The organism is Modestobacter muralis (genome assembly GCF_010682105.1).
GTDB lineage: Bacteria > Actinomycetota > Actinomycetes > Mycobacteriales > Geodermatophilaceae > Modestobacter > Modestobacter muralis.
Genome location: NZ_JAAGWH010000014.1, coordinates 21253 through 45064 on the forward strand (window position 1 = coordinate 21253; position 23812 = coordinate 45064).

Sequence of the window (23812 nt, forward strand, 5' to 3'; positions counted from 1 at the left end):
GCCGGCGCAGACCTGTTGGGGTCGTCGCACGGCTCGTCGTGGGGACTGCCGGTGACCACCAGCACCGGCCGAGCGCGCACCCCGGAGGTCAGGCCCGGCCTCGGTCAGACCGCGGGTTCGGCCTGCCGCCCGGAGCTGCGCCGCCACGAGGCGTGCAGCCGGCCGTAGGGGCCCTCGGCATCGACGAGCTGGGCGTGCGTGCCGCGCTGGACGACCCGGCCGGCGTCGACGACCAGCACCTCGTCGGCCCGCTCGGCGGTGGAGAGCCGGTGGGCGATGGTCAGCGTGGTGCGCCCGTCGGTGAGGGCGTCCAGGGCGCGGGTCAGCCGCATCTCGGTGGCCGGGTCGACCGCGCTGGTGGCCTCGTCGAGCACCAGCAGGTCGGGGTCGGCGACGTAGGCGCGGGCGACGGCGACCAGCTGCCGCTCCCCGGCCGACAGCGACTCACCGCGCTGCCCGACCCCGGTGGCGACGCCGGCGGACAGGCTCTCCAGCCAGTCACCGAGGCCGAGCTCGTCGAAGGCCGCGGCGATGTGCGCGTCGGTCATCCCGGGCTTGCCGTACCGCACGTTGTCGGCCACGGAGGCGTCGAAGAGGAAGCCGTCCTGCGGGACCATCACCACCCGCTGGCGCAGCGAGGCGAAGGCGATCTCGGTCAGCGGCACGCCGCGGATGAGCACCCGCCCCTCGGTGGGGTCCATCAGCCGGGTGACGAGCTTGGCGAACGTGGTCTTGCCCGAGCCGGTCTCCCCCACGATGGCCACCCGGGTGCGGGCGGTGATCGTCAGGTCGACGTCCTCCAGCGCCTTGCGGCCACCCTCGGCGTAGGCGAAGCCGACGTGGTCGAAGCGGACGTCGAGCGGGCCGGGCGGCAGCGTGCGGCCGTCCTCCGGGTCGGAGACGTCGGGTGCGGTGTCGAGCACGTCGAGCACCCGGCGGAACCCGGCGACGGCGTTCTGCGCCTCGTTGAGCACCTCGCTGGCGGTCTGCACCGGCGCGACGAACAGGGTCACCAGGAACAGGAAGGCGACCAGGGTGCCGGCGGAGATCTGCCCGCCGATGCCCAGCAGCACCCCGACCACCACGACCGCGGCGTTGGCGACGGCGGCGACGAGCTCCCCGCTGACGAACACCGCGGCCGTCGTCCGCTGGGCCTGCACGGAGGCGCGGTAGTGCCGGTCGATGGCGGTGTCGATGCGCGCCGCCGTTCGGGCGCGGATGCCGTAGGCGCGCACGGTCGGGGCGCCGACGACGGACTCGGCGACGGCGCCGAGGACGTCACCGACCCGCTCCCGGACGACGCCGTAGACGGTGGCGAGCCGGCGGGAGAAGTACCTGATCGCCAGCGCCAGCGGGACGAAGCAGACCAGCACCAGCAGGGTCAGCTGCCAGGAGTAGACGGCCATCACGATCGTGGCCACGACCAGCTGGCCGACGCTGATCAGGCCCAGCACGCCGCCCCACTGCATGAACACCGACAGCTGGTCGACGTCGCTGGTCACCCGGGAGACCAGCGAGCCGCGGCGCTGGCCCTGCTGGTGCAGCACCGACAGGTCGTGCACGTGCCGGAACGCGCGCACCCGCAGGTTGGCGAGCGCGGTCTCGGTGGTCCGGAAAAGCCGGACGTTCATCCGGTAGACGGCGAGGCTGGTGACCAGCACGACCACCACGCTGATCGCGACGAGCACCCGGACCAGGTCGATGTCCGGGCCGGTCGGCGCACCCAGCCCCCGGTCCAGGGTCTGCTGCACCGCGATCGGGACGACGACCCGGCCGGCGGTGGCGATCAGGGCGAGGGCGAAGGTCGCGGGCAGGCCCTGGCGGAACTCCGGCATCATCCGCAGGCCGCGGCGCAGGGTCTGCAGGGCGCCCTCGTGCCGCTCGTCGGCGGGCAGCAGCGGCTCGTCGGTCACGCCGGCACCTCCACGGGGTCGGCGGCACGGTCGTCGGCGGCAGGGTCGGGCGGCTGGTAGGCCTGCACCAGGCGGCCGTAGCCGGGCACCTGGGCGAGCAGCTCGGCGTGCGTGCCGCGGGCCACGAGCCGGCCGCGCTCGATCCACACGACCTCGTCGGCGAGGGCGATCGTGGCCTGCCGGTAGGCGACCACCACGACGGTGGCCGGGCGGTCGCTGTCGCGCAGCGCGTCGAGGATCCGGGCCTCGACCGAGGGGTCGACGGCGCTGGTGGCGTCGTCGAGGACGAGCAGCCGCGGGTGCCGGACGACGGCCCGGGCCAGCGCGAGCCGCTGCCGCTGGCCGCCGGACAGCGAGGCGCCGCGCTCGCCGACCCGGGTGTCGAGGCCCTCGGGCAGCTGGGCGACGAAGTCCTCGGCCGCCGCGGTGCGCAGGGCGGCGTGCACCTGCTCGTCGCTGAAGTCCGCGCCCAGGGTGACGTTGTCGCGCACCGTGTCGTCGAAGAGGAACGTCGACTGCGGGACGAACGCGACCTGGCTGCTGACCTCGCCCTCGCGCAGGGTGCGCAGGTCGACGCCGTCGAGCAGCACCGACCCGTCGTGCGGGTCCACCAGCCGCACCAGCAGTCCGGCGAGGGTCGACTTGCCCGCACCCGTGGGGCCGACGACGGCGACGGTGCGCCCGGCGGCCACCTCGAAGGTGACCCCGGACAGGGTGGGGCGGGCGGACTCGTCGTGCCGGAAGTCGACGTCCCGGACGCCGACGGCGGCACCGCCGGTCCCGGCGGGGGCGGCGTCGGGGCCGTGCGGGGTCTCCCCCCGGGCCTCCAGCACGGGGGTGACCCGGTCGAAGCCGGCCATCGCCCGCGGCAGGTCGGCCAGCACCCAGCCGATCGCGCGGATGGGCAGCGTGAGCAGGGTGAACAGGTAGGCGATGGAGACCAGGGCACCGGCCGCGGTCTCGCCGGCGGCGACCCGCTCGGCACCGATGAGCAGGACGGCGAGGGTGCCCAGGTTGGGCAGCGCCTCCATCATCGGGTCGAACAGGCCGCGCACCCGGCCCACGGCGACCAGGCCGTCGCGGAGCTCGTCGGCCTTGACCGCGAAGCGGGTGGTCTCGGAGGTCTCCCGGCCCAGGGTCTTCACGACCAGGGCGGCGTCGAAGCTCTCGTGGGCGATCTCGCTGACCTCGGCGCGCAGCTGCTGCGCGCGGGCCATCCGCGGGCTCATCACCTGGCTGTAGACGGCGTTGAGCGCGAAGACCAGCGGGAAGACGACCAGCCCGACCACGGCCAGCAGCGGGTCGGTGAGGAACAGCGCGACGACGGTGATCGCCACCATCACCAGCGCGCCGCAGGCGAAGGGCAGCGGCATGACGAAGAACCAGGCGGACTCGACGTCGGAGTTGGCGTTGGACAGCAGCTGCCCGGTCGGGTGCCGCTGGTGCCAGGACAGCGGCAGCCGCAGGTACTGCCCGGTGACGCGGCGGCGGTAGTCGGCCTGCAGCCGGTAGGCCATGATCCCGGCGAACAGCCGCCGGCCGATGATGCCGACGGTCTTCAGGACCGCGACGCCGATGATCGCCAGGGCGGCCAGCGTGAGGGCGGCGGCGGTCGTGGCGCCCTGGTCGAAGGCCGGCAGCAGGACCCGGTCGGTGATGCCGCCGATGACGTAGGCGCTGGCGACGGTCATGCCGCCGTAGAGGCTGCTGCCCAGCACGGCCCAGGTGAAGATGCCGGGTTGCTCGCGGATCCCCCGGGCGACGTGCCGGAGGCCGCGCCGGACGACGGCGTCTCGCGGCACAGCTGTCCTCCAGGTCGTCGTGCGGTCGGTGGGCCGAGCGTACCCGCGCTCGTTACCCGCTCTAACGGATCGGCCGGGCGCCGCCGGACTGGCTAGCCTCGGGGCATGCCGACCGCAGCCCAGCCCGTGTCGCAGTCGGAGCGGGCGGCGCTGGCCGACCTGCTGGAGCAGCTGGGGCCCGACGAGCCCACCCGCTGCGAGGGCTGGACCACCCGCGACCTGGCCACGCACCTGGTGGTCCGCGACCGCCGCCCCGACGCGATGCCCGGGGTGGTGCTCGGCGGCCCGCTCGCCGGCTGGACGGCGAAGGTGTCGGCCCGCACGGCACAGCGGCCGTTCGGCGAGCTGGTCGCCGAGGTGCGCTCCGGGCCGCCGGCGTGGGTGCCCACCTCCTGGGCGGCGGTGGACCGGGTGTTCAACACCGTGGAGATGGTCGTCCACCACGAGGACGTCCGGCGGGCGCAGCCGGACTGGGCGCCGCGCGAGCTGCCGAGGCCGGTGCAGGACCAGCTGTGGGCGAGCGTGCCGCTGATGGCCCGCGGCGGCGGGGTGCCGCGGACCGCGGGCGGGCTGGTCGTGCGGCGCAGCGACGTGCCCGACGGGGCCGCGGGCAGCGAGCGCCGACTGCGCCGGGGCAGCCCGGCGACGACCGTGACCGGGGCGCCGCTGGAGGTGCTGCTCTGGGTGAGCGGCCGCCCCGACGTCGCCTGCGTCGACCTCACCGTGGACTGAGTCCTCGCTCCGGCGATGACTTCGGCGGGTCCGGCCGGTCGGAGCCGGCATGACCACCATCGCGAGCATCAGCGTCTCCCTGGACGGCTTCGTCACGGGCCCCGACGACCGGCCGGGCCAGGGCCTGGGGATCGGCGGCGAACGACTGCACCACTGGGTCTTCGGCGGGCCGTGGACCTACGACGGCGAACGCCCCGGCTCCCCGACGGGTGAGGACGCGGTCTTCCTCGACGGCCTGGTGGCGCGCATCGGGGCGAGCCTGGTCGGCCGTGGCATGTACGAGGCAGCGGGCGCGTGGGGCGGGCGCAACCCCTTCCCCGGCACGCTCGTGGTGCTCACCCACCGCACCGGCGACCCGCACGACGAGAGCTTCCTGTTCGTCGACGACCTCGCGGAGGCGCTCCGACTCGCGCGGGCACGGGCCGGGGCAGGGCGGTGGGCGTCGGGGGCGGGGCGGACGTCATCCGCCAGTGCCTCGCCGCCGGCGAGGTGGACGAGCTGTGCCTGTCCTTCGCCCCCGTGGTCCTCGGGGCGGGGAAGCCGCTGTTCGACGGCGACCTCGACCTGGACCTGGAACCGCTCGAGGTCCACCAGTCGCGGTGGGCGACGCACGTGCGGTACGCCGTGGTCCGGTGACGCGGCCCGGCACCGGGGCCGCGGTCAGCCGAGCGGGCGGTCCGCCTCGTGCCGGATCGGGACGCCGGCGGCGGTGAGCGCGTCCTTGACGTCGCCCACGCGCAGCTGGCCGAAGTGGAAGACGCTGGCCGCCAGCACCGCGTCGGCGCCGGCCGCGACCGCGGGGGCGAAGTGGTCGACCGCACCCGCTCCCCCACTGGCGATGAGCGGCACGGTGACCTCGCGGCGCACGGCCCGGATCAGCTCGGTGTCGAACCCGGCGCGTGTGCCGTCGGCGTCCATCGAGTTCAGCAGCACCTCGCCGACGCCCAGCGCCGCGGCCTGCACGACCCACTCGACGGCGTCCCGGCCGGTGCCCTGGCGTCCGCCGTGGGTGGTGATCTCGAAGCCGGAGTCGGTGTGCGCTCCGTCGCGGACCCGGCGGGCGTCGAGGCTCAGCACGAGCACCTGGTTGCCGAACCGGTCGGCGATCTCGGCGATGAGCTCGGGCCGGGCGACGGCGGCGGTGTTGACCGCGACCTTGTCCGCGCCGGCCCGCAGCAGCTTGTCGACGTCGGCGACGCTGCGCACGCCACCGCCGACGGTCAGCGGGATGAACACGCTCTCCGCGGTGCGCCGGACGACGTCGTAGGTGGTCTCCCGGCTGCCGGAGCTGGCGGTGATGTCGAGGAACGTCAGCTCGTCGGCGCCCTCGGCGTCGTAGACCCGGGCCATCTCCACCGGGTCACCGGCGTCGACGAGGTCGACGAAGTTGACGCCCTTGACCACCCGGCCGGCGTCGACGTCCAGGCACGGGATCACCCGCACGGCCAGGCTCATGCCCCTGCTCCGCGCACGGCGTCCGCCTCGATCTCCACCAGCATCGCCGGGTCGATCAGGGCGGCCACCTGGACCATCGTCGTGGCCGGCCGGACGTCGCCGAAGACCTCGCCGTGCGCCCGCCCGACCTGCTCCCAGGCGCTGATGTCGGTCACGTAGATGCGGGTGCGGACGACGTCGCCGACGGAGAACCCGGCGTCGGTCAGGGCCCGTTCGACCGTCTGCAGGGCCACCCGGGTCTGTCCCCCGGCGTCCCCGGGGTGCGCGACGGTGCCGTCGACGGTGGCGGCCGTGCAGCCGCTGACCCAGGCCTGGTCGCCGACGGCGACGACCCGGCTGTAGCCGACGATGCCCTCCCAGGGCCCGCCCGAGCCCAGCCGCACGGCCGTCACGCCAGCTCCTCGGTGACCCGCAGCGCCTCGGGCAGGGTGAACTGCCCGGCGTAGAGCGCCTTGCCGACGATCGCGCCCTCGACGCCGATGCCGGACAGGCCCGCCAGGGCGCGGATGTCGTCGAGCGAGCTGACCCCGCCGGAGGCGATCACCGGGCGCGGGGTGGCGGCGCAGACCTCGCGCAGCAGCTCCAGGTTCGGGCCGCGCAGCGTGCCGTCCTTGGTGATGTCGGTGACCACGTAGCGGGCGCAGCCCTCGTCGTCCAGGCGGGCGAGGGTCTCGTAGAGCTCCCCGCCCTCCTTGGTCCAGCCGCGGGCGGCGAGCCGGGTGCCGCGCACGTCCAGGCCGACGGCGATGCGGTCACCGTGCTCGGCGATCGCCCGCGCGCACCACTCCGGTGACTCGAGCGCGGCGGTGCCCAGGTTGACCCGGCGGCAGCCGGTGGACAGCGCGGCGGCCAGCGACTCGTCGTCCCGGATGCCGCCGGAGAGCTCCACGTCGACGTCGAGCTGCCCGACCACCGAGGCCAGCAGCTCGCGGTTGGACCCGCGCCCGAACGCGGCGTCGAGGTCGACCAGGTGCACCCACTCGGCGCCGTCGCGCTGCCAGGCCAGCGCGGCCTCCAGCGGGTCGCCGTAGGAGGTCTCGCTCCCGGCCTCACCCTGCACCAGGCGGACGGCGAGACCGTCGGCGACGTCGACGGCGGGCAGCAGCTGCAGCTTCGGCACGCCCTCAGCCTAGGGAACGCCCGCTGGCGGCCCCCGTCACGTCCCGGCGGCGTGCCGGTCGGCGAACTGGCGGGGCGTCATGCCGGTCACCTGGCCGAAGTCGCGGGTCAGGTGCGGCTGGTCGGCATAGCCCAGCTGCGCGGCCACCTCGGCCAGGTCGACCGGGCCGGTCCGCAGCCGCTCGGCGGCCTCCTGCAGCCGCCGGCGCTGGATCAGCCACTTGGGCGTGAGCCCGAGCCGGCGGTGGACCAGCCGCTGCAGCGCCCGCTCGGGCAGGTCGAACTCCTCGCAGACCTGGCTCACCCGGACGACGCCGCGGTCGGACTCGACGAACTCCACGACCCGGTTCACCAGCAGCCCCTCCTCGTCGACGGGCAGGAAGGGCCGCAGCGCGTCCCCGAAGGCGGCCATCGCCGTGGCGTGCGCGGCCGGGTCGGCCGGGTCGGGGACCATCGCGCTGCGGACGCGGGTGACCAGCTGCTCGCCCGCCGGGCCCAGCACCTCGCGCACGTCGACGTGCCGGTCCGTGAACCGGGTCATGGAGCCCCGCGCCAGGAGGGAGCCGGCGGCCGGGGCGCACATGACGCCGACCGCCCAGCCGGTGCCGGTCAGCGTGGTCGTCGACAGGCCGGAGACGACGCCGTAGAACCGGGCGTAGTCGTGGGCGACGACGATCAGCGACACCGGGTACTGCAGGACCCGCTGCGGGGCCTCGGTGCCCGGGGGCAGCGACCACACCGGGATCCAGAAGCGCTGCAGGAGGTCGGCGAACTCCGGGCCGGCCGGGTAGCGGTGCATCACGTGCGAGGCGTCGCCGGGGTCCTTGAGGTGCGCGCGCTCGATCGCGTCGATCGACGCCGGCGGGCGGCCGCTGTCGGGTTTCATCAAGACCCAGCCTGCCGCAGGCTCCTACGTTCCGGTCATGAACCCCACCGCCGCGTTGCACGCCGCCGCAGACGCCCCGCTGACCCGGCTCCTGGACGCCGTCCCGCCGTCGGGCTGGAGCGCACCGTCGCCGTGCGAGGGCTGGACGGCCGCGGACGTGGTCGCCCACCTGGTCGGCACGCAACGGGACTTCCTCGGCACGCACGGGGCGGACCTGGGCGCGGAGCCCGACGTCGCCGCCGGCCCAGCCGGCGCCTGGCGCGAGCACGCCGCCCGGGTGGCCGCCGCGCTGGCCGACGACGACGTGTCGGCCCGGCAGTTCCAGGGCTTCTTCGGGCCGACGACGGTGGGCGAGGCGTTCGCGCGGTTCTACGTCTGGGACATGGTCGTGCACCGGTGGGACCTCGCCCGGGCGGTCGGCGCCGACGGCGGGCTCACCGACGCCGAGCTGGACCTGGTCGAGGCCGGCGCCGACACCTTCGGACCGGCGCTGCACATGGAGGGCATCTGCCGGCCGGCGCTCCAGGTGCCGGACTCCGCCGACCGGCCCACCCGCGTGCTCGCCCGGCTCGGCCGCACCGGCTGACCCGTCACACCCGGGTGACAGGGTGGCGGCATGGAGTTCCGGGACGTCGTCCGCCGCCGGCGGATGGTGCGCGACTACGACCCCGACCGCCCGGTGCCGGCCGAGGTGCGCGAGCGGCTGCTGGAGCACGCGATCCGCGCCCCGTCGGCCGGGTTCAGCCAGGGCTGGGCCTTCCTGGTGCTGGAGACCGCCGAGGAGCGCGACCGCTTCTGGGCCGCGACCACCGACGGCGGCACCCCCGACGGCTGGCTGACCCGGATGCGCCGGGCGCCGCTGCTGGTCGTGCCGCTGTCGCACAAGGCCGCCTACCTGGACCGCTACGCCGAGCCGGACAAGGGCTGGACCGACCGTGACGAGGCCCGCTGGCCGGTGCCCTACTGGGACGTCGACACCGGCATGGCCTCCCTGCTGATGCTGCTCACCGCGGTCGACGAGGGGCTGGCCGCGGCCTTCTTCGGCGTGCCACCCGAGCGGCTGGACTCCTTCCGGGCGGCCTTCGGCGTGCCCGCCGCCTACTCCCCCGTGGGCTGCCTCTCCATCGGCTACGCGGGTGCGGAGGACCGGCGGTCGCCGTCGCTGAAGCGCGGGCGCCGGGGCGTCGAGGAGGTCGTGCACCGCGGCCGGTGGTGACTGGTTGACTCCCGGCGTGACCGAGATCCAGCAGTCCCCGACCTCCCGCGCCGTCCTGGTGACCGGAGCCTCCCGCGGCATCGGCCGCGCCATCGCACTCGCCTTCGCCGCGCGCGGCGACCGGGTGGCGGTGCACTTCGGCGGTTCACGGGAGCGGGCCGAGGCGGTGCTGGCGGAGCTGCCCGGCGAGGGGCACGTGCTCGTGCAGGCCGACCTGGCCGACGCCGAGGCCGTCGGGTCGATGGTGGACGAGGCGGCCGCCGGCCTGGGCGGGCTGCACGTGCTGGTCAACAACGCCGGCGTCTTCACCGCCCACCCGCCGCTGGAGACCGACTACGCCGACTGGCAGGCCGCCTGGCAGCAGACCCTGGCCGTCAACCTGCTGGGCCCGGCCAACGCGACGTTCCGGGCGCTGCCGCACCTGATCGCGGCCGGCGGCGGCGCGGTCGTCAACGTGTCCAGCCGGGGCGCCTTCCGCGGCGAGCCGAACAACCCCGCGTACGGGGCGAGCAAGGCCGGGCTGAACGCCTTCGGGCAGTCGATGGCCCTGGCACTGGCGCCGCACGGCATCTCGGTGGGCACCGTCGCGCCGGGGTTCGTGCAGACCGAGATGGCCCGCGAGGTGCTCGACGGCCCCGGTGGCGACGCCGTGCGCGCGCAGTCGCCCTACGGCCGGGTGGCCCGGCCGGAGGAGGTCGCCTCGGCGGTGCTGTGGCTCGCCTCGCCGGAGGCGGCGTTCTCCACCGGCGCGATCATCGACGTGAACGGCGCCAGCTACCTGCGCAGCTGACGGAGGACCCCGCTGCGGCGGCGGTGGACCGGGTCGAGCCACGCCGCCGACCGTTGAGCCGCCCTGCGACGCGGCTGGACCGTCGCTCAGGTGGCTGAACCCGGTCCGCCTGACCTCGGGCCGTGCCCACGGCACGGCCCGAGGTGAGGTCGTCGGGCCCGACGGGCCTCGCGGCCGAGTGGGCAGAGCCCATGCGCCGGAGGCCGGCTCAGTCGAGGCTGTTCAGCCAGTTGGTGAGCAGCTGGGCGCCGGCGTCGCCGCTCTTCTCCGGGTGGAACTGGGTCGCCGACAGCGGCCCGTTCTCGACCCCGGCGACGAACCGGTCGCCGTGCTCGGCCCAGGTGACCGCCGGCGGGGTCAGCCGGCCGGTGACGCCGGGCTCGGCGAGCGGGAACTGCCGCACGCCGTAGGAGTGCACGAAGTAGAAGCGCTGGTCCTCCAGGCCGGCGAACAGCGTCGACCCCTCGGGCGGCTCGACGGTGTTCCAGCCCATGTGCGGCAGCACCGGCGACTCGAGCTTCTCCACGACCCCGGGCCACTCGCCGCAGCCCTCGGTGTCCTGGCCGTGCTCGACGCCGCGCTCGAAGAGCACCTGCATGCCCACGCAGATGCCCAGCACCGGGCGCCCGCCGGCCAGCCGCCGGCCGATGACCTTGGGACCGTCGACCGCGCGCAGCCCGTCCATGCAGGCGGCGTAGGCGCCCACCCCGGGGACGACGAGACCGTCGGCCTCCATGGCGGCGTCGACGTCGGCGGTCACCGTGACGTCGGCACCCACCCGGGTCAGCGCACGCTCCGCCGACCGCAGGTTGCCCGATCCGTAGTCCAGCACGACGACCTTCTTCACAGCTGCCACGCTACCCATCAGCCGCGCGGGGCCCCGCTGTGTTCCCGGCTGCACGCTGTTCCCAGGGCAGGACCGTGAGCTGCGGCCACTCCCCCAGCCAGCGGGCCGCCTTGTCCTCGTAGACGTCGCGCGGCGCCGGACCGGCGTTGGGCCGCACGACCATGCCGAAGAGGTCGGCGTAGCCATGGGGGGCGTAGACCTCTGGCCCGTCCGCGGCCGCTGTCACCCCGTAGCTGCCCGCACCGAGGTGCTCGCCGGGCTCGTCGTCGCCCTGGCGCTGATCCCCGAGGCGATCTCCTTCTCGATCATCGCCGGGGTCGACCCGCGGGTGGGCTCCTTCGCCTCGTTCACGATGGCCGTCACGATCGCGTTCACCGGCGGCCGGCCGGCGATGATCTCCGCCGCCACCGGCGCGGTCGCGCTGGTCATCGCCCCGCTGGTGGCCAGCCACGGCCTGCAGTACCTGATCGCCGCGGTGCTGCTCGGCGGGGTGTTCCAGGTGGCCCTGGGCCTGCTGGCGGTCGCGAGGGTCATGCGGTTCGTGCCGCGCAGCGTGATGGTCGGCTTCGTCAACGCGCTGGCGATCCTCATCTTCACCGCGCAGCTGCCGCAGCTGGTCGACGTCCCGTGGCAGGTGTACCCGCTGGCCGCCGTCGGCCTGGCGATCGTCTTCGGGCTCCCCCGGCGGACCACCGCCGTCCCGGCGCCGCTGGTGGCGATCGTGCTGCTGACCGTGTTTACCGTGACGGTCGGGCTCGACGTCCCGACCGTCGGCGACGAGGGCGAGCTGCCCGACAGCCTGCCGGGCTCGGCCTGCCCGACGTCCCGTTCACCACCGAGACGCTGCGGGTCATCGCCCCCTACGCGCTGGCCATCGCCCTGGTCGGGCTGATGGAGTCGCTGATCACCGCGAAGCTGGTGGACGAGGTCACCGACACCCCCTCCAGCAAGACCCAGGAGTCCGTCGGCCAGGGCATCGCCAACCTGGTCACCGGCCTCCTCGGGGGCATGGGCGGCTGCGCGATGATCGGCCAGACGATGATCAACGTGCGCTCCGGCGCCCGGACCCGGCTGTCGACCTTCCTGGCCGGGGTCTTCCTGCTGGTCCTGGGGCTCGTGCTCAGCCCGGTGGTCGCCGTCATCCCGATGGCCGCGCTCGTCGCCGTCATGGTGTTCGTCTCGATCGTCACCTTCGACTGGCACAGCCCGCGCACGCTGCGCCGGATGCCCTACAGCGAGAGCGCCGTGATGCTGGTGACGGTGGCGGTCGTGCTGGCCACCGGCAACCTGGCGATCGGCGTGGGCATCGGCGTCCTGGTGGCCTGCGTGCTCTTCGCCCGCCGGGTCGCCCACCTGGTCACCGTCACGCCCTCCGACGAACCGGACGGCAGCCGCCGCTACGTCGTCTCCGGCGCCCTGTTCTTCGCCTCGACCAACGACATGGTCGGCCAGTTCGACTACGCCGGGGACCCCGACCGCGTGGTCGTCGACCTGTCCGGCGCGCACGTCCGGGACGCCAGCTCGGTCGCCGTCCTGGACACGATCGAGCACGAGCACGCCGTCCGCGGGAAGACCGTGCAGATCACCGGGCTCACCGACGTCACCGGCCACTACCACCAGCGACTGGCCGGGCAGCTCGGCGGCGGCGAGTGAACACTGCGGGGCGGATGCAGATCGGCGAGGTCGCCGAACGGATCGGGCTGTCGCTGCGCACGATCCGCTACTACGAGGAGGTCGGCCTGGCCGTCCCTTCGGCCCGCTCGGACGGCGGCTTCCGGCTCTACGTGGAGGACGACGTCGAGCGGCTGCGGGTGATCATGCACATGAAGCCGTTGGGCTTCTCCCTGGAGGAGATGCGCGAGTTGCTGGAGCTGCTCGACGCCGGACCGGACGCCGACCCCGCCCGGCTGACCGTCTTCCGCGAGCAGGCCGCCGAGCGGGTGGCGACCCTGCGCCGGCAGCTGCGCACCGCCGAGGAGTTCGCCGCCCGCCTCGGGTCAGGCGCTGCCTGACTCCGGCCCCGTCCAGAGGCTCGCCCCCATCTCGCGAGGGGTGAGGAGGACGAGGTCCTTCATCCGACCAGGTAGAGGATGCCGCTGGCCGTGGCCAGCAGGGCCGCCACCAGCAGGATCCCGGCGAAGACCAGTTGCCCGCCGGTGCGGCCCTTGGTGTCGGAGTCGGCCTTGGAGATGCTGTAGGCGCCGCCCAGGAGGAACCCGCCGACCACCAGCAGTGCGACGCCGAAGTTCACAGCGCGCCCTTGGTGGAGGGCACGTCGGTGACCCGCGGGTCCAGGGCGACGGCGGTGCGCAGCGCCCGGGCGAGCGCCTTGAACTGCCCCTCGACGATGTGGTGGGCGTCGCGGCCGGCGTAGAGCACTCGCACGTGCAGGCTGATCTTCGCGTTGAACGCGAAGGACTCCAGCACGTGCTTGGTCAGCGACGTCGGGTAGTCCGGCCCGATCATCGGGGTCATGTTCTCGGGCTCGGCGTGCACGAAGTACGGCCGGCCGGACAGGTCCACCGCGGCCTGCACCAGCACCTCGTCCATCGGGATGGTCGCGTCGCCGTAGCGGGTGATGCCGCGCTTGTCACCGAGGGCCTCGGCGAAGGCCTGGCCCAGGGCGATGGCGACGTCCTCGACGGTGTGGTGGGCGTCGATGTGCAGGTCGCCGTCGGCGCGCACGGTCAGGTCGATCCCGCTGTGCTTGCTCAGCGCGGTGAGCATGTGGTCGTAGAAGCCGACCCCGGTGGCGATGTCGGAGGCCCCGGTGCCGTCGAGGTCGACCTCGACGACGAGGGTGGTCTCCTTGGTGGCCCGCTCGATGCGTGCAGTGCGGCTCACGTGTCCTCCTCGCTGGCGCCCGTCGGCGCGTTCGCCAGCTCGCTCTGTCATGGCTCCGCTCGCGAGCTCGCTCGCGGTCAGTCTCCCAGGCGGTGGCTCGGGGCCACCTCACCCAGGGCGGTGAGGAAGGCGTCGGTCTCCTCCAGCGTGCCGGCGGTGACCCGCAGCCAGCCGGGCAGGCCGACGTCGCGGACCAGGACGCCGCGGTCCAGCAGCGCCTGCCACGCCGCGTGCGCGTCGCCGAAGTGGCCGAACAGCACGAAGTTGGCGTCGCTGGGCACGCTGGTCAGGCCCAGCGCCGGCAGCGCGGCGACGATCCGGTCCCGCTGGGCCTTGACCGCCTCGACGGTGGCCAGCAGCTCGTCGGTGTGCGCCAGCGCGGCCCGGGCGGCGGCCTGGGTCAGCGAGCTCAGGTGGTAGGGCAGGCGCACCAGCTGCACCGCCTCGACCACGGCCGGGTCGGCGGCCAGGTAGCCCAGCCGCAGCCCGGCCATCCCGAACGCCTTGCTCATCGTGCGGCTGACCACCAGCCGCGGGCGGCCCGGCAGCAGGGACAGCGCCGAGACGGTGCCCGTGCGGGCGAACTCGGTGTAGGCCTCGTCGACCACGAGCACGCCGTCGGTCGCGTCGTACAGCGCGGCGATGGTGTCCAGGTCGACGGCGGTGCCGGTCGGGTTGTTCGGGCTGGTGACGAAGACGACGTCCGGGCGCACCTCGCGCACCTGGGCGACCGCGGCGTCGACGTCGATGGTGAAGTCCGCGCGCCGGTGCCCGTCGACCCAGGCGGTGCTGGTGCTGCCGGCGATGATCGGGTGCATCGAGTACGACGGCGTGAAGCCCAGCGCCGTCCGGTCCGCGCCGCCGAAGGTCTGCAGCAGCTGCTGGAGCACCTCGTTGGAGCCGTTGGCCGCCCACACCTTTTCCACGACGACCTGCTCGCCGCTGGTGCGGGTCAGGTAGGTCGCCAGGTCCGTGCGCAGGGCCACGGCGTCGCGGTCGGGGTACCGGTTGAGCCCGGCGGCGACCCCGGCCAGCGCGGTGCCCAGGTCGGCCAGCAGCGACTTCGGCAGCGGGTAGGGGTTCTCGTTGGTGTTGAGCTGGTGGGCGACCGCGAGCTGCGGGGCCCCGTAGGGCGACTTGCCCCGCAGCTCGGGCCGCAGCGGCAGCTCCTCGAGCGAGGTCACGACCGCTGCCGCACCCGGACGGCCGCCGCGTGCCCGGGCAGGTCCTCGGCGTTGGCCAGGACGTCGATGTGCCCGGCGACCTCGGCGAGGGCCTGCTCGTCGTACTCGACCAGGTGGATGCCGCGCAGGAAGGTCTGCACGCTGAGCCCGCTGGAGTGCCGGGCGCACCCGCCGGTGGGCAGCACGTGGTTGGACCCGGCGATGTAGTCACCCAGCGACACCGGCGCCCACGGCCCGACGAACACCGCGCCGGCGTTGCGCACGCGCATCGCCACCGCACGCGGGTCACGGGTCTGGATCTCCAGGTGCTCGGCGGCGTAGGCGTCGACCACCGCGAGCCCCGCGTCGAGGTCGTCGACCAGCACGATGCCGGACTGCGTGCCGTTGAGGGCGGTGGTGATCCGCTCGGTGTGCTTGGTGGCCGCCACCTGGGCGAGCACCTGGGCGAGCACGGCGTCGGCGAGCTCCTCGCTGGTGGTGACCAGCACGGCGCCGGCCAGCGGGTCGTGCTCGGCCTGGCTGATCAGGTCCGCGGCCACGTGCCCGGCGTCGGCGGTGTCGTCGGCGAGGACGGCGACCTCGGTCGGGCCGGCCTCGGAGTCGATGCCGATCAGGCCGCGGAGCAGCCGCTTGGCCGCCGTCACGTAGACGTTGCCCGGCCCGGTGACGAGGTCGACCGGCTCACAGGAGCCCGCGCCGTAGCCGAAGACGGCGATCGCCTGCGCGCCACCGACGGCGTAGACCTCCGTCACGCCCAGCAGCGCGCACGCCGCCAGCACGCCGGGGTCGGGAAGGCCGCCGTTGTCGCGCTGCGGCGGGCTGGCCACGGCGATCGACTCGACGCCGGCGATCTGGGCCGGGACGACGTTCATCACCACCGAGCTCAGCAGCGGGGCGAGCCCACCGGGCACGTAGAGGCCGACGCGGCGCACCGGGACCCAGCGCTCGGTGACGGTGCCACCGGCGGAGACCTGGGTGGTGACGTCGGTGCGGCGCTGGTCGGCGTGCACGATCCGCACCCGGCGGATGGACTCCTCCAGCGCGGCGCGCACGGCCGGGTCGATGGAGGCCAGCGCCTCGTCGAGGGCGGCCTGCGGCACGGCCATGTCCGGGACGTCGACGCGGTCGAGGCGGGCGGTGATCTCCCGGACCGCCTCGGCACCCCGCAGTCTCACGTCCTCACAGATCGGCCGGACGGTCGCGAGCACCGCGTCGATGTCGGTACCGGCACGCGGGAGCAGGTGGGCCAGCTCACGCGGTCCGGGCAGAGCGGACCCTCGCAGGTCGATGCGGGACAGCACGGGGCACCTCCGGGTACGAGCAGCAGAACGACCAAACGGTAGACGCCCGGTACGACGGCCCTGCTGCCCGTAGGCTCCCGGCGTGCGGGCGAGCGGCAACGATGAGGGTGCGGGCGGCCGCGAGGTCATCGCGCTGTTCCCCCTGGGGAGCCCGCTCTTCCCCGGCGTGGTGCTGCCGCTGCAGATCTTCGAGCCCCGCTACCGCCAGCTGGTCGCCGACCTGGTCGCCCTGCCCGAGGGGGCACCGCGCCGCTTCGGCGTCGTCGCGATCCGGCAGGGCTGGGAGGTCGAGCGGGTCGCACCGGCCGAGGCGCTGTTCGACGTCGGCTGCACCGCCACCGTGCGGGTGATCGCGCCGCAGAGCGACGGCGGCTACCAGCTGGTCGCCGTCGGCGGCGACCGGTTCCGGCTGCTCGACGTCCTCGTGCCCGCCGGTCCCGACGACCCGCCCTACCTGCAGGCGCTGGTGGAGTGGCTGGGTGAGGAGGAGGCCGCCGAGGAGGCGGCCGGGGACGCCGAGGGGCTCACCGGGCCCGACCACGGCGCGGGGATCGTGCCCGAGGACGTGCTCAGCGAGGTCGCCCGCGGGTCGCTGGAGGTGCTCGCCGGCAACGTCCGCGACCTGTTCGCCCGGTACGTCGCCGACGTGGCCGTCCGCCAGTCCGGCGACGCCGGCGGCCTGCCCGACGAGGTGCTCGACGCGCTCACCCCCGACGAGCTGCTCGGGGACGACGACGAGGGCGGCGGGGAGCTGGGTGGCACCGCGGCACTGCTGCGCGAGGTGGCCGACGACGCCCGCGGGCTGTCCTACCTGGTCGCCTCCGCCGCGCTGCTGACCACCGAGGACCGGCAGGCACTGCTGGCCGAGTCCGCCACCCGTCGCCGGCTGGCCCTGGAGTCACGGCTGCTGCGCCGCGAGCTCACCCTGCTGCGCACGCTGGGCGCCGTCCCGGTGCCGCTGGTGCAGTTCGCCGCCCCGATGACCCCCAACTGAGGAAGGACCCCCTTGCCCCCCACCACTCGCACGCTCGCGGCGGGACCCTGCGAGGGGGCCTGACCTCCGGTGCCCGGGACCGGGCCGGTCAGGACGCCGGCGGCGGGACGGGCGGGAGCGGGAGCCGGGGAAGCAGGTCCTCGGGCTCGGGGCGGCCGAGGTCCTGGCGGGAGGAGTAGGTGGCCCCGACCAGGTAGACCAGCACCGCGAGGAACGGGCCGACCGCCAGCGCCGCGGTGGCCCGCAGACCCAGCCCGGTGGTGACCGTGCGGCCGACCTCGGTCAGCTCGGCCTCGGTCGGGCCCGTGCCCAACGCCGTCCCCAGCTGCCAGGCGACGATGCCCGCCGCCAGCATCCCGGTGGCCAGCGCGACCAGGACCAGGGCGCCGCGCCGGCTCCGCAACCGCCACAGCACCAGCCCGGCGAGCAGCCCGATCGCGGCGAGGAGCAGCACGAAGACGCTGTCGTCGGAGACGAAGAGCTCGGAGTTGGGCAGCCCGCTCACCGGCACGACGTCGGTCCCGGTGACCCGGTACTCCGCCCGCGGCGCCAGCCACAGCCACAGCGCACCGGCGGGCAGCCCGGACAGGGCCAGCACCAGCACGGTGAGCAGCCCGGTCCGCAGGTCCTCCCGCCTCCCCTGCAGACCCGGGGCGCCGGCCCGGCGGGCCTGAGCCCAGGGCGGCAACAACTCCCCCGGCTCGGCACCCGGGGCGGGCTGCGCCGTCGCGCCGGGCACCGGGAGGTACGCAGGCCGGGAGGCCGGGAACCGCTCCGTGTCGGTCCCGGGAGCCGCGTCCGGCCCCTCCACGGGGCCGGGCCGCGCCGGGAACGGGGGCAGCTGCCCGGCGGATCGGGGGTCGGTCACCGGCCCATTGTCGACACAGTCGCCGGGGAGCTCCCTGGCAGGTGGGCCAGGACACGCGCCGCCGACCCGTCCCGGACTCCCCGGGACGGGTCCCCCGGCTACAGGAGGGCGACGCTCGTGGGGCCCAGGAGCGCCTTGATGTCGCCCATCAGCGCGGTGCTGGGCCGTACCCGCAGGCCCTGGTCCAACCGCAGCACGGTCTCCCGCCCACCGTTGAGCAGCTTCAGCTGCACCTCGGTCGTGCCCGGGTGGCTGCCCAGCACCTCGCGCAGCCGCTCGACCACCGGCGGCGTGCAGCGGGCCGCGGGCATGGAGACCAGCACCGGCCCGCGCGGGCCCTCGGTGATCTCCGGGATGGTCACCTCGGCGGCGAACAGCGACGGGGTGTCGTCCCGGCGGCTGATCCGGCCCTTGACCACGACGATCTGGTCGCGGACCACCTTGTCCGACACCTGCGCCCAGGTCTTGGGGAAGAACAGCACCTCCAGGCCGGCCTCGAGGTCCTCCAGCGTGGCGATCGCCCAGGGCGCGCCCTGCTTGTTGGTGCGCGGGCCGACGGCGGTGAGGATGCCGGCGATCGTGACGTTGGCGCCGTCCTCCACCCCGCCGGAGATGATCTCGGCCAGCGAGGTGTCGGCGTGCGAGGTGAGCACGTGCTCGACGCCGTGCAGCGGGTGGTCGGACACGTAGAGGCCGAGCATGTCGCGCTCGAAGACCAGCTTCTCCGACTTCGACCAGTCCGCGGTCGGGATCGGGATGTCCAGCGCGGCGCTCAGCGGGTCACCGAGCTCACCGCCGCCGTCCTCGCCGAAGCTGCCGAAGAGGTCGAACTGGCCCTCGGCCTCCTTGCGCTTGAGGCTCATCGCGGAGTCGACGGCCTGGGCGTGGATCGCCGCGATGCCCTGCCGGGAGTGGCCCAGGGAGTCGAAGCCGCCGGCCTTGGCCAGGGACTCGATGACCTTCTTGTTGCAGGCCACCGTGTCGATCTTGCGCATGAAGTCGGCGAAGTCCTTGAACGCGCCCTTCTCCTCGCGCGCCCGGACGATCGAGTCGACGACGTTGTGCCCGACGTTGCGCACCGAGGCCAGGCCGAAGCGGATGTCGTTGCCGACGGCGGTGAAGTCCCAGGAGGACTCGTTGACGTCGGGCGGGAGCACCTTGATGCCCATCCGGCGGCACTCGGCCAGGTAGACCGGCCGGCGCTCCTTGTCATCGCCCACGCTGGTCAGCAGCCCGGCCATGTACTCGGCCGGGTAGTTGGCCTTGAGGTAGGCCGTCCAGTAGGAGATCAGGCCGTAGGCAGCCGAGTGCGCCTTGTTGAAGGCGTAGTCGGCGAAGGGCACGAGGATGTCCCACAGCGTCTTGACCGCCGCGGCGGAGAAGCCGTTGGCCTTCATGCCGGCCTCGAAGCCGACGTACTCGGCGTCCAGGACCGACTTCTTCTTCTTGCCCATCGCGCGGCGCAGCAGGTCGGCCTTGCCGAGGGAGTACCCGGCGACCTTCTGCGCGATCGACATGACCTGCTCCTGGTACACGATCAGGCCGTAGGTGCCGCCCAGGATCTCCGCGAGCGGCTCGGCCAGCTCCGGGTGGATCGGGGTGATCTCCTGCTGGCCGTTCTTGCGCAGCGCGTAGTTGGTGTGCGAGTTCGCACCCATGGGGCCGGGCCGGTAGAGGGCACCGACGGCGGAGATGTCCTCGAAGTTGTCCGGGCGCATCAGCCGCAGCAGTGACCGCATCGGGCCGCCGTCGAACTGGAAGACCCCGAGGGTGTCACCGCGGGAGAGAAGGGCGTAGGTCGCCGGGTCGGTGAGGTCCTTGCTGATCTCGTCGAGGTCGACCGGGTCCTTGCCGTTGATGACGATGTTGCGCAGCGCGTCGTCGAGGACGGTGAGGTTGCGCAGGCCCAGGAAGTCCATCTTGAGCAGGCCGAGGGTCTCGCAGGTCGGGTAGTCGAACTGCGTGATGATCGCGCCGTCGGCCTCGCGCCGCATGATCGGGATGCTGTCGATCAGCGGGTACCGGCCGATGATGACGCCGGCGGCGTGCACGCCCCACTGCCGCTTCAGGCCCTCGAGCTTGCGCGCCTGGTCGACGACCTCGGCGGCACCCGGGTCGGACTCGTAGCGGGCGCGGAACTCCGCGGCCTCCTTGTAGCGGTCGTGCTTGGGGTCGAAGATCCCCGACAGCGGGATGTCCTTGCCCATCACGCCCGGGGGCATGAGCTTGGTCAGCTCATCGCCCACCGAGTAGGGCCGGTCGAGCACCCGGGCGGCGTCCTTGATCGCGGCCTTGGCCTTGATCGTGCCGTAGGTCACGATCTGGCTGACCCGCTCCTCGCCGTACTTCTTCGACACGTACTGGATGACCTCGCCGCGGCGGCGGTCGTCGAAGTCGATGTCGACGTCGGGCATGGAGACGCGCTCGGGGTTGAGGAACCGCTCGAAGAACAGCCCGTGCGCCAGCGGGTCGAGGTCGGTGATGCCCATCGCGAAGGCGGCCATGGAGCCGGCGGCCGAGCCACGACCCGGGCCGACCCGGATGCCGTTGTCCTTGGCCCAGTTGATGAAGTCCGCGACCACGAGGAAGTACCCCGGGAAGCCCATCTGGGCGATGATCCCGACCTCGTAGTCGGCCTGCTTGCGCACGGCGTCCGGGATGCCGTTGGGGTACCGCTTGTTGAGACCGCGCTCGACCTCCTTGACGAACCAGGAGGTCTCGTCCTCCCCCTCCGGCAGGGGGAAGCGGGGCATGAGGTCCGCGCCCTCGGTGAACTGGACCTCGCACTGCTCGGCGATGACGAGGGTGTTGTCGCAGGCCTCGGGCAACTCGCTGAACAGCGCGCGCATCTCCGCGGAGGACTTCAGGTAGTAGCCGTCGCCGTTGAACTTGAAGCGGTTGGGCTCGTTGAGCCGCGACCCGGTCTGGATGCACAGCAGCGCGTCGTGGGCCTGGGCGTCCTCGCGGTGGGTGTAGTGCAGGTCGTTGGTGGCCAGCAGCGGGATGCCGAGGTCCTTGGCGATCTTGAGCAGGTCCGGCCGGGTCCTCTTCTCGATGTTCAGGCCGTGGTCCATGACCTCGGCGTAGAAGTTGTCCTTGCCGAAGATGTCCTGGAAGTCGGCGGCGGCGGCGCGGGCCTTGTCGTACTTGCCGGCGCGCAGCCACATGTTCACCTCACCCGACGGGCAGCCGGTGGTGGCGATCAGGCCCGTGCCGTGCTTCTCCAGCAGGTCGCGGTCGAAGCGCGGCTTGCGGTACTGGCCCTCGAGGCTGGCCATCGAGGAGATGCGGAAGAGGTTGTGCATGCCCTCGGTGGTGCGGGCCAGCATCGTCATGTGCGTGTAGGCGGCCTTGCCGCGGTTGTTGCCGCCGTCGCCCTCTTCGTCGATGAGCTTGTCGCCGAAGTCGAACGGCGCGCGGTCGAAGCGCGAGCCGGGCGTGTAGTAGCCCTCCATGCCGATGATCGGCTTGACCCCGGCGGCGTTGGCCTGCTTGTAGAAGTCGTAGGCGCCGAACACGTTGCCGTGGTCGGTCATCGCCAGCGCCGGCATGCCCTCGGCGGCCGCCGCCTTGGTCACCTCACCCAGCTTCGCCGCCCCGTCGAGCATCGAGTACTCGGTGTGCACGTGCAGGTGTGCGAACGAGTCGGACGAGGGGGTGCTGCTCACGGTGGGTGGTGCTCCTCACGGTCGTGCGGCCGCCTGGCCACCGGGAGGTGGTCAGGGGCGGCGGGTCGTTCTGGGGTGACCGGCGGGGAAGGCCGTTCGGTGCTGCGGCGCGGACCCGGGCGGTGCACACGAGGTGCCCGGCGCCTGTCGATCCTCGCACCTCCGCAGTCCTACGCCGAGGGTCCGACAGAACGTGTCTCCGCGATCCGGACCACTCCGTCACACCCGGCCCAGGCCTCCCTGCGCATGGTCACCGGAGCTCCTTGCGCATCGTCACGTGGACGATGCCGGCCTCCTCGTACTCCTCCCCCACGGCCGCGTATCCGGCGCGGTCGTAGAAGCCCCGGGCGCTCACCTGGGCGTGCAGCTCCACCACCCGCTGCCCCCGGACGGCGGCCTCGGCCTCCAGGACGGCGAGCACCGCCGACCCGTGCCCGCGCCCCCGGACGGCGGCGTCGGCGGCCATCCGGCCCACGAGCGCCCGGCCCGGCCCGGCAGCGTCGGGCAGCAGCCTCCCGGTGGCCACCACCCGGCCGGCGTCGTCCCGGCTCAGGGCGTGCACGGCGGTCGCGTCGCGGTCGTCGTGCTCCAGCTCGGCAGGCACGCCCTGTTCGGCGACGAAGACCCGCGTGCGCAGTGCGGAGACCTCCGGCCAGTCGGCGGGCGTGGCGAGGCGTGCGGAGGGTGCGACCACACCGGCCATTGTCATCGCCGCCGTTCGCGCACCGGCCGTGGGTCGTCGTCCTCGAAGTAGTGCACCGCGACGTCCCACAGCTCGTCCTGCAGCTCCCGGGCGAGGGCCAGCCCGGTGGCGCACCACGGCTCGTCCAGCCGCTCGGGCCCCGGGAACGCGGCGTTCCAGGCCCGGAGCCGGGCGACCAGCTCCGGGGTCACGGACAGCACCTCCGGGTCGATGGCGGCGCACCGACCGAAGGGGGTGGTGAACAGCGGGTCGCGGGCGGTGGGGGCCGCCATCACGGTGACCGCGGTCGGCCGGTCGGCGTCCAGGGCATGGTCCTGCTCGGGCAGGCCCTCGTCCCGGAACGGGCGCGTCCCGGCTCCGGCGAACACGACGACGTCGACGTCGGGCAGCACGGCCTGCAGCTCGCGCGCCAGCCGGCCGACCTCCCGTTCCCACCCCGGCTCGACGCGGCGGGGAGACGGGTCGGCGGGGTCGAAGTCCTGCCAGCACCAGTCGTTCCAGGCGACCAACCGCTGGACGAGCTGCTCCGGCACCCCGAGGTCGACCAGATCGGCGACGGGCAGCGGGTAGCCGGTGCCGTACGGCCGGTCCCAGACCGGGGTCTCGACCAGGATCTCGTTCATCACGGTCAGCGCCCGCGGTCGCTCCCCCGGCTCGAGGACCTGGCGCGGCGAGGTCACCGGACCGGGACGACCGAGGCCGACGGGAGCGCGGAGGAGGGCACCAGCAGGAAGCGCAGGTCGATGGCGGCGTGCAGCAGCACCGGCAGCAGCAGCGACCCGGTGGACAGGTAGACCCCGGCCAGCAGCGCCCCGAGCACGCCGGTGGTGAGCACCCCGGTCAGCCCCTGGTAGGCGTGCGCCAGGCCGAAGGCGACGCCGGCCACCACCACCAGGGCCAGCGCGGGCAGCCCCGGGACCAGGGCGGCGACCACGGCCAGCAGGAACCCGCGGTAGAGCCACTCCTCGCACACCCCGGCGGTGACCCCGACCAGCGCGAACAGCCGGCGCTCGCCGGGGCTGCGCGGCAGCAGCGCGAGGGCGGCGTGCCCGGGCTGCTCGGCGTGCCGGGCGTCGCCGGGCCGGGTGCGGCGCAGCACCTCCGGCGGCGGACCGGCCAGTGCCCCGGACCGCAGCGCCCGGACCGACAGCGCGGCCAGCGCGAGCAGCGCGACCACGACGACCGAGGCGAGTGGACCGGGCCAGCTGCCCGGCAGGTCCAGGCCGACCTGGGCGGCGCCGACGTCCGGCGCGGCCAGCCAGACCACCAGCGTCACCGCCGCCAGCCCCCACTCCAGGACGAGCAGCCGCTGGTAGAACGACCGCCGCGCGGCCGGGTCGGCGCGCAGCCGGCCCTCGAAGCGGCGGTGCAGCACGTACCCGACGAACGGCTCACCGACGACCAGGTAGACGGCGATGATCGCCGCCGCCAGCTGCGCCGGACCGAAGTCGGCGAAGGAGGTGAGGTCGGGGCCGGTCACGAGGGGCGCG

General features: G+C 74.0%; 26 protein-coding genes. 9 read left to right on the plus strand and 17 right to left on the minus strand.

Annotation, left to right across the window (positions count from 1 at the left end):
* Positions 1-104 precede the first annotated feature (104 nt).
* The gene (locus GCU67_RS07170; protein ID WP_338104841.1) at positions 105-1913 is read right to left on the minus strand and encodes an ABC transporter ATP-binding protein; all 1809 of its coding nucleotides are present in this window, start codon (positions 1911-1913) and stop codon (positions 105-107) included.
* On the minus strand, positions 1910-3715 hold the full coding sequence (locus GCU67_RS07175) for an ABC transporter transmembrane domain-containing protein (RefSeq protein ID WP_163610414.1): 1806 nt from the start codon (positions 3713-3715) through the stop codon (positions 1910-1912). The genes GCU67_RS07170 and GCU67_RS07175 overlap by 4 nt, the downstream gene beginning before the upstream one ends.
* Positions 3716-3820: 105 nt before the next feature.
* On the opposite strand from GCU67_RS07175, the gene GCU67_RS07180 reads away from it, so the two are divergent.
* Together GCU67_RS07180 and GCU67_RS21685 are read left to right on the plus strand one after the other, a co-directional pair.
* Entirely contained in the window at positions 3821-4447 is a 627-nt protein-coding gene (locus GCU67_RS07180; protein ID WP_163610415.1) for a TIGR03085 family metal-binding protein, read from the plus strand.
* 435 nt (positions 4448-4882) lie between these two features.
* The gene (locus GCU67_RS21685) at positions 4883-5083 is read left to right on the plus strand and encodes a dihydrofolate reductase family protein (protein WP_338104842.1); all 201 of its coding nucleotides are present in this window, start codon (positions 4883-4885) and stop codon (positions 5081-5083) included.
* Between the two features lie 24 nt (positions 5084-5107).
* Here the strand turns inward: GCU67_RS21685 and hisF are convergent, their stop codons facing one another.
* Genes hisF through GCU67_RS07205 form a run of 4 tightly spaced genes read right to left on the minus strand, consistent with a single transcriptional unit; the run spans position 5108 to position 7907 of the window.
* Positions 5108-5902 carry an imidazole glycerol phosphate synthase subunit HisF gene (hisF, locus tag GCU67_RS07190; protein WP_163610416.1) on the minus strand — a complete coding sequence of 265 codons (795 nt, stop codon included), beginning with the start codon at positions 5900-5902 and terminating at the stop codon, positions 5108-5110.
* Positions 5899-6294: a Rid family hydrolase gene (locus GCU67_RS07195; protein WP_163610417.1), complete on the minus strand. Its 396-nt coding sequence runs from the start codon at positions 6292-6294 to the stop codon at positions 5899-5901. The genes hisF and GCU67_RS07195 overlap by 4 nt, the downstream gene beginning before the upstream one ends.
* Complete coding sequence (priA, locus tag GCU67_RS07200) at positions 6291-7022, minus strand: bifunctional 1-(5-phosphoribosyl)-5-((5-phosphoribosylamino)methylideneamino)imidazole-4-carboxamide isomerase/phosphoribosylanthranilate isomerase PriA (protein WP_163610418.1); 732 nt, start codon at positions 7020-7022, stop codon at positions 6291-6293. The genes GCU67_RS07195 and priA overlap by 4 nt, the downstream gene beginning before the upstream one ends.
* 36 nt (positions 7023-7058) lie before the next feature.
* The gene (locus GCU67_RS07205) at positions 7059-7907 is read right to left on the minus strand and encodes a helix-turn-helix domain-containing protein (RefSeq protein ID WP_163610419.1); all 849 of its coding nucleotides are present in this window, start codon (positions 7905-7907) and stop codon (positions 7059-7061) included.
* 37 nt (positions 7908-7944) lie between these two features.
* On the opposite strand from GCU67_RS07205, the gene GCU67_RS07210 reads away from it, so the two are divergent.
* Genes GCU67_RS07210 through GCU67_RS07220 form a run of 3 tightly spaced genes read left to right on the plus strand, consistent with a single transcriptional unit; the run spans position 7945 to position 9913 of the window.
* Entirely contained in the window at positions 7945-8493 is a 549-nt protein-coding gene (locus GCU67_RS07210) for a TIGR03086 family metal-binding protein (protein WP_163610420.1), read from the plus strand.
* A gap of 30 nt (positions 8494-8523) precedes the next feature.
* Positions 8524-9123: a nitroreductase family protein gene (locus GCU67_RS07215; protein WP_163610421.1), complete on the plus strand. Its 600-nt coding sequence runs from the start codon at positions 8524-8526 to the stop codon at positions 9121-9123.
* Between the two features lie 16 nt (positions 9124-9139).
* Complete coding sequence (locus tag GCU67_RS07220) at positions 9140-9913, plus strand: SDR family NAD(P)-dependent oxidoreductase (protein ID WP_338104843.1); 774 nt, start codon at positions 9140-9142, stop codon at positions 9911-9913.
* A 208-nt stretch (positions 9914-10121) separates the two neighbouring features.
* Here the strand turns inward: GCU67_RS07220 and hisH are convergent, their stop codons facing one another.
* The gene (gene hisH / locus GCU67_RS07225; RefSeq protein ID WP_163610422.1) at positions 10122-10760 is read right to left on the minus strand and encodes an imidazole glycerol phosphate synthase subunit HisH; all 639 of its coding nucleotides are present in this window, start codon (positions 10758-10760) and stop codon (positions 10122-10124) included.
* A gap of 10 nt (positions 10761-10770) precedes the next feature.
* Complete coding sequence (locus tag GCU67_RS07230) at positions 10771-10986, minus strand: nucleotidyltransferase family protein (protein ID WP_163610423.1); 216 nt, start codon at positions 10984-10986, stop codon at positions 10771-10773.
* Between the two features lie 21 nt (positions 10987-11007).
* Between GCU67_RS07230 and GCU67_RS21690 the strand changes: the two genes are divergently transcribed.
* Genes GCU67_RS21690 through GCU67_RS07240 form a run of 3 tightly spaced genes read left to right on the plus strand, consistent with a single transcriptional unit; the run spans position 11008 to position 12772 of the window.
* Positions 11008-11652 carry a SulP family inorganic anion transporter gene (locus GCU67_RS21690; protein WP_338104844.1) on the plus strand — a complete coding sequence of 215 codons (645 nt, stop codon included), beginning with the start codon at positions 11008-11010 and terminating at the stop codon, positions 11650-11652.
* A complete protein-coding gene (locus GCU67_RS21695) occupies positions 11613-12413 on the plus strand; it encodes a SulP family inorganic anion transporter (RefSeq protein WP_338104860.1) in 801 nt (266 codons plus the stop codon). Before GCU67_RS21690 ends, GCU67_RS21695 begins: the two co-directional genes overlap by 40 nt.
* A 14-nt stretch (positions 12414-12427) precedes the next feature.
* Complete coding sequence (locus GCU67_RS07240) at positions 12428-12772, plus strand: MerR family transcriptional regulator (RefSeq protein WP_163610493.1); 345 nt, start codon at positions 12428-12430, stop codon at positions 12770-12772.
* Positions 12773-12831: 59 nt separating this feature from the next.
* Here the strand turns inward: GCU67_RS07240 and GCU67_RS07245 are convergent, their stop codons facing one another.
* From GCU67_RS07245 to hisD, 4 genes are all read right to left on the minus strand, one after another.
* A complete protein-coding gene (locus tag GCU67_RS07245; protein WP_163610424.1) occupies positions 12832-13011 on the minus strand; it encodes a hypothetical protein in 180 nt (59 codons plus the stop codon).
* On the minus strand, positions 13008-13604 hold the full coding sequence (gene hisB, locus GCU67_RS07250; protein WP_163610425.1) for an imidazoleglycerol-phosphate dehydratase HisB: 597 nt from the start codon (positions 13602-13604) through the stop codon (positions 13008-13010). Before hisB ends, GCU67_RS07245 begins: the two co-directional genes overlap by 4 nt.
* Before the next feature lie 77 nt (positions 13605-13681).
* On the minus strand, positions 13682-14788 hold the full coding sequence (locus GCU67_RS07255) for a histidinol-phosphate transaminase (RefSeq protein WP_163610426.1): 1107 nt from the start codon (positions 14786-14788) through the stop codon (positions 13682-13684).
* On the minus strand, positions 14785-16089 hold the full coding sequence (hisD, locus tag GCU67_RS07260) for a histidinol dehydrogenase (protein ID WP_163610427.1): 1305 nt from the start codon (positions 16087-16089) through the stop codon (positions 14785-14787). The genes GCU67_RS07255 and hisD overlap by 4 nt, the downstream gene beginning before the upstream one ends.
* 82 nt (positions 16090-16171) lie before the next feature.
* On the opposite strand from hisD, the gene GCU67_RS07265 reads away from it, so the two are divergent.
* On the plus strand, positions 16172-17083 hold the full coding sequence (locus GCU67_RS07265; RefSeq protein ID WP_163610428.1) for an LON peptidase substrate-binding domain-containing protein: 912 nt from the start codon (positions 16172-16174) through the stop codon (positions 17081-17083).
* Between the two features lie 88 nt (positions 17084-17171).
* On the opposite strand, the gene GCU67_RS07270 is transcribed toward GCU67_RS07265, so the two are convergent.
* The 5 genes from GCU67_RS07270 to GCU67_RS07290 all read right to left on the minus strand — a co-directional run bounded on the left by GCU67_RS07270 (position 17172) and on the right by GCU67_RS07290 (position 23802).
* The gene (locus GCU67_RS07270; RefSeq protein ID WP_163610429.1) at positions 17172-17951 is read right to left on the minus strand and encodes a DUF2567 domain-containing protein; all 780 of its coding nucleotides are present in this window, start codon (positions 17949-17951) and stop codon (positions 17172-17174) included.
* A 98-nt stretch (positions 17952-18049) separates the two neighbouring features.
* Positions 18050-21619 carry a DNA polymerase III subunit alpha gene (gene dnaE / locus GCU67_RS07275; protein ID WP_163610430.1) on the minus strand — a complete coding sequence of 1190 codons (3570 nt, stop codon included), beginning with the start codon at positions 21617-21619 and terminating at the stop codon, positions 18050-18052.
* Positions 21620-21869: 250 nt separating this feature from the next.
* Positions 21870-22313 (minus strand): GNAT family N-acetyltransferase, encoded by a 444-nt coding sequence (locus GCU67_RS07280; RefSeq protein ID WP_338104845.1) that lies wholly within the window; start codon positions 22311-22313, stop codon positions 21870-21872.
* An 11-nt stretch (positions 22314-22324) separates the two neighbouring features.
* The gene (locus GCU67_RS07285) at positions 22325-23002 is read right to left on the minus strand and encodes a hypothetical protein (protein ID WP_163610431.1); all 678 of its coding nucleotides are present in this window, start codon (positions 23000-23002) and stop codon (positions 22325-22327) included.
* Positions 22999-23802: a CPBP family glutamic-type intramembrane protease gene (locus GCU67_RS07290; RefSeq protein ID WP_163610432.1), complete on the minus strand. Its 804-nt coding sequence runs from the start codon at positions 23800-23802 to the stop codon at positions 22999-23001. Before GCU67_RS07290 ends, GCU67_RS07285 begins: the two co-directional genes overlap by 4 nt.
* Positions 23803-23812: the final 10 nt, after the last annotated feature.

What these genes read in the sequence shown, in the direction of transcription:
- GCU67_RS07180 (WP_163610415.1), top strand. Translation starts at nt 3,821, where the DNA reads ATGCCGACCGCAGCCCAGCCCGTGTCGCAGTCGGAGCGGGCGGCGCTG.
- hisF (WP_163610416.1), bottom strand. Translation starts at nt 5,902, where the DNA reads ATGAGCCTGGCCGTGCGGGTGATCCCGTGCCTGGACGTCGACGCCGGC.
- GCU67_RS07205 (WP_163610419.1), bottom strand. Translation starts at nt 7,907, where the DNA reads ATGAAACCCGACAGCGGCCGCCCGCCGGCGTCGATCGACGCGATCGAG.
- GCU67_RS07210 (WP_163610420.1), top strand. Translation starts at nt 7,945, where the DNA reads ATGAACCCCACCGCCGCGTTGCACGCCGCCGCAGACGCCCCGCTGACC.
- GCU67_RS07215 (WP_163610421.1), top strand. Translation starts at nt 8,524, where the DNA reads ATGGAGTTCCGGGACGTCGTCCGCCGCCGGCGGATGGTGCGCGACTAC.
- GCU67_RS07240 (WP_163610493.1), top strand. Translation starts at nt 12,428, where the DNA reads ATGCAGATCGGCGAGGTCGCCGAACGGATCGGGCTGTCGCTGCGCACG.